The sequence below is a fragment of the Synechococcus sp. R55.7 genome (genome assembly GCF_047461955.1).
Lineage (GTDB): Bacteria > Cyanobacteriota > Cyanobacteriia > Thermostichales > Thermostichaceae > Thermostichus.
In genome coordinates this window covers 1-2,765 of record NZ_JANSIC010000185.1, presented here as the reverse complement: position 1 = coordinate 2,765, position 2,765 = coordinate 1, and the positions used below count along the sequence as shown (strand labels likewise).

2 protein-coding genes are annotated in these 2,765 nt (G+C 62.7%); both read right to left on the bottom strand.

Translation table 11 applies throughout. The features are described from left to right. Positions 1 to 446, bottom strand: a 446-nt coding sequence (locus NW820_RS09795; RefSeq protein ID WP_414407383.1) for an iron-containing alcohol dehydrogenase, incomplete at its 3' end; no start/stop codon positions are given. A gap of 100 nt (positions 447 to 546) precedes the next feature. Next, positions 547 to 2,655, bottom strand: coding sequence for a tetratricopeptide repeat protein (locus tag NW820_RS09790; protein WP_414407382.1), 2,109 nt, complete (start codon positions 2,653 to 2,655; stop codon positions 547 to 549). Between the last annotated feature and the right edge of the window lie 110 nt (positions 2,656 to 2,765).

Below are 2,765 nucleotides of genomic sequence, written 5' to 3'. Positions count from 1 at the left end.
CCAATGGCCGCATCCACCATGGCCAAAAGTGAGGTGGGCACCTGCACAAAAGGGATCCCGCGCAGCCAAGTGGCGGCGGCAAACCCCACTATGTCGCCAATGACCCCCCCTCCTAGAGCCACCAAGGTGGAGGAGCGCTCCAGGCCAAAGGCTAGGGCGGCGTCGTAGATCTTGGCCACCGAGCGCAGGGTTTTGTAGCGTTCGCCGGCAGGCAATAGGCAGAGGTGGGCGGCAAACCCCGCTTGTTGCAGCCCCTGCAGCAACTTCTCGGCAAAGTGTTTGGCAATGCCGGGATGGCTCACCACCAGAGCCTTGCCGGAAAGCCCTCTAGCTCGCATTTGGGATCCCAGCTGGATGAGGCTGTGGCCAGGGGGGCCTTCGGCAGACTGGAGGAGAATATCGTAGGAGCTGTGGGGAAGCTTGACAGGGATCAGATAGGGATCCATGCGTGTCGGTCCTGGGGGGCGGGATCCAGTGTGGCATGTTCTGCTCCCGTCTGCCTGCTGCAGGCATTGTCCTTGGGGTCTGAAAGCCCAGGGGATCCTGCTAGGGGTTGGGGTCAACTGGCTGCGGCTCCGACTGGGGAGTGAGGGTTTCCAAATCCGGCAGAGCTGTTCCCGCCGGCGAGGCCGAGTCTTCCTGGGCCAAGTCCTGCAGGGCGGCTTGGGCCGGCTGAAATTGCGGATCCAGCTCCAGACAGCGCTGCAAGCTGGCTTGGGCGGCTGCTCGCTGGCCGGCCCGCAGTTGAATCAGCCCCAGGGTATGCCAAAAGGCGGGCCGCTGCGGATCCAGGTGCGTGGCCTGTTGGGCGTCTGCCAGGGCAGGTTCCAGCTTCCCCAATTTCAAGGCTTCCCAGGCGCGGTTGTTGAGGGCCACAGCATCTTCTGGGGTGAGCTGCAAAACCCGCGAGTAGGCTTGCACAGCTTGTTCGGGATCCCTCAGCTCGCTGTAGATCAACCCCAGGGCAAACCAGCCCCAGGGATCCCGTTCGTTGAGGTGGATCATCTGCTGGCAGGCGGCACGGGCTTCTTCCAGCCGGCCCAGGCGCCGCAGGCTGGTGATCTGGCCAAACCAGCAGGCAGAACTGCCGGGACGCTGCTGCACCAAGCGCTGGAAATGCCGTAGGCTGGCCTCATATTGCCCCAGCTCCTGCTGAGCTACCGCCAAGGCATAGCGGGCTGGAAAGTGCTCCGGCTTGATCTTGAGGGCTTCCTCGAAGTGGATACAGGCTTCTTTCAGGTAGCCCAATTTTTGGAAGGCCACGCCGCGGGCGTACCAGCTTTTGTAGTTGTCGGCATCGTAGCGCAGGGCGCGTTCTAGAGCCTTGCTGGCCAGCCGATACTGCCCCAAGCGCAGCAGGGCCACCCCCAAGTTGTGCAGGGTGATGGGATCCCGGCGGCGCAGCCGCAGCGAGCGCTTGTAACATTCAACAGCCGAGCGCAGCCGGTGGCAGTGGAAGAGGGCATTGCCTTGGTAACGCCAAACCCGCCCGCTTTTGGGGTTGAGCTTCAAGACCCGGGCAAAACTGGCCGCTGCCGAGCTGGGCCGACGCAGCCGCCGCAGCACGATCCCACGGGCCAGCCAGGTGCGGGGCTGCTTGGGGTTGTGGCGCAGCGCTTTGTTCAGGCTGTTCAGGGCCAGCTTAGACCGCTTCAGTTGCAGCAGGCGGATGCCGCGGTTATGCCAGGCCAGAGCATCTTCCGGGTTGCTCTCCAGCACCTTGTCGTAGTTAACCACCGCCGACTTGTACTGCCCCAGGCGCCCCAGAATCAGGGCCAGGCGCAGCCGGGTTTCTTCGTCGTAGGGGTTGATGCTCAGGGATCCGTTGTAGCTGTCCACCGCCTCGCGGTAGCGGGCCAGCTGCACCAGCACATCCCCACGGCGGCTCCAAGCCAGGGCGAAGTTGGGATCCATGTTCAGAGCCCGGTCGTAGGCGGCCAGGGCTTCCGTCAGGTTGCCGCGGCGACGCCAGTCTTCCCCCCGCTCGAATTGGATGTCGGCACTGTTCCACTGAAACAGCCGCTGAATGAACTGCAAAATGGCGATCTGACGCGCTCCTTCTTCTGGCGTGGCGGAGGGGGTTTCGCCTGTGGCAATGCGCAGGATGGCCATCTGGATGGCCCGCAAAAAGGCCTGAAATCCCCGCACCTCTTCATCTTCCAGGGACTCTTTCCCCTCACGGCGGCGGTATTGCAGCCGGAACCGCTGCAGATCCCCGGGGGCAGGGAAGCTGGGATCCAAAAAGTGCATTAGCTCCAAGGCGCGGTACTCAAACAGCACCGGATCCTCTTCTGAGCCAGTAAAATCCAGCAGGGGCGCCTCTTCCAGGGGGCGGGGTAGCTCAGTGGGGGTGTGCAGCAGCGTCAGCAGACGCTGGTTTTGTCGTGCCGGGGCATGGGGAAACCCGCTGTACAGCTCATCCCTTGGCCAGGGATCGGCAACAAACTCTGGAGAGGCCACCACTCCCACCCAGCGGCATTGTTCGATGGCCAGTTGCAGCTCCAGCTTGCGGTTATCCCCCGGCTGCAGCATCCAGCGGTCAAACCAGACTTTGAAACCCTCGCGATCCAGCCGCTCCGCCAGTTGACGCGCCCACCGGGCTTGCTCTCGGTGGTAGTGCAAGAAAAGGTCGAACTTGTAATGCTCTGAAGACATGAACGCCCGCTCGCTGCTCTTCTCCAGCTTATCTTTGCGTTATCGCTGCGCGATGCTTTCACAAACGCAAACGCATTTGCTCCCCATCGGGTCTGGGGCAAGGAGCAAAC

Bases quoted from the DNA above. Each gene is read 5' to 3' on its own strand.
- NW820_RS09790 (WP_414407382.1), bottom strand. From the start codon at position 2,655: ATGTCTTCAGAGCATTACAAGTTCGACCTTTTCTTGCACTACCACCGA.